Annotated in this window: 1 protein-coding gene; it reads right to left on the reverse strand. The window is 53.8% G+C overall.

Features of this window, described 5'->3' with window-relative positions; translation table 11 throughout:
- Window positions 1-1,556, reverse strand: a 1,556-nt coding sequence (locus ABLN87_RS22200; RefSeq protein WP_353014284.1) for a hypothetical protein, incomplete at its 3' end; no start/stop codon positions are given.
- Window positions 1,557-1,569: the final 13 nt, after the last annotated feature.

Below are 1,569 nucleotides of genomic sequence, written 5' to 3' on the forward strand. Positions count from 1 at the left end.
CAAGGGAAGTCGGTGAGGATATCGAGCCCGGGTTGTGGCTCTCCTGCCATCTCAGGCGCGCCGGAGGTCTGCATGTTCACGTCGTCAAGCCAGCTGTACGAATCCTCCGAACCGATCCCGGCCTCAGCGTCAGTTGCGGGGTTTGGAGCTGCCGGAGCACCGGTCATGGTTTCCTCTGCAGTCTGTTGGAAGTCCGCTGCTGGTGCGGCATCCAGTTGCAGGGCATCGTCATCCAGAAAGGGCCTGGCAAGGCGGTAGGCCAGGTCCACGCTTGTTGTAGACAAATGTATCCCACCAGCTTCGAGGTGATCGGAGATTGCCTGGCTGCTGCGCTTTTGAGATTTCAGGTCGAGGATGATCTGCAGCACATCAGGGGTCACCGCTTTGGGCATACCCTCTGCCGACAAACCCGCATCCGCTCGAAGCGCTTTGCTGATCGTCCTAGTGCTAATTTGAGTATTGTCCTCTTTCAGCGCAGCGCTGATCTTTCTGCGAGACACCCCCTGGTCGCTCAGCGCCTTGATCTGCTCAAATACTTCCGGGGTTACTTTTCCAGATGCTGCTGGCTGTTCCAGTGCCTGCAGCATATGCTGAATATCGGGAGAGGCCTGCTGATATCCCGTCTCCCGGAAATTGCGCCACGCTTCTGAATCCGCGGTCACATTAAATTGCGATGAAGCAACTCTAAGCGCAACGGCCACGCTTGTTTTTGACAAATGTATCCCACCAGCTTCGAGGTGCTTGGAGATTGCCTGGCTGCTGTACTTTTGAGATTTCAGATCGAGGATGATCTGCAGGATATCACGGGTCACCGCTTTGGGCATACCCCGCGCAGGTAAGCCCGCATCCAATCGAAGCGCTTTCTTGATCATCCCAGCGCTAATTTGAATATTGTCCTCTCTTAGCGCAGCGCTGATCTCTTCACTGACCACCCCCTGGTCTCTCAGCGCCTTGATCTTCTCAAATACTTCCGGGGTCAGTTTTGAGGCAGGTTTCCTGATTGTAGCTTGAGGCTGTTCCAGTGCCTGCAGCATATGCTGAATATCGGGGGAGGCCTGCTGATATCCCGTCTCCCGGAAATTGCGCCACGATTCTGAATCCGCAGTCACATTAAATTGCGATGAAGCAAACCCAAGCGCTCTGTCCACGCTTGTTGTTGACAAATGTATCCCACCAGCTTCGAGGTGCTTGGAGATTGCCTGGCTGCTGTACTTTTGAGATTTCAGGTCGAGGATGATCTGCAGGATATCAGGGGTCACCGCCTTGGGCATATTATTTGACGACAAGCCCGCATCCAATCGAAGCGCTTTGCTGATCGTTGTGTCACTAATTTGAATGTTGTCCGCTTTCAGCACCGCACTGATCTTGTTGCTAGACAATCCCTGGTCTCTCAGCGCCTTGATCTGATCAAGTACTTCCGGGGTTACTTTTGAGGCAGGTTTCCTGATTGTAGCTTGGGGCTGTTCCAGTGCCTGCAGCATATGCTGAATATCGGGAGAGGCCTGCTGATATCCCGTCTCCCGGAAACTGCGCCACGATTCTGAATCCGCGGTCACATTAAATTGCGAT

The sequence above is a fragment of the Ruegeria sp. SCP10 genome (assembly GCF_040329495.1).
In the GTDB taxonomy this organism is placed as follows: Bacteria; Pseudomonadota; Alphaproteobacteria; order Rhodobacterales; family Rhodobacteraceae; genus Ruegeria.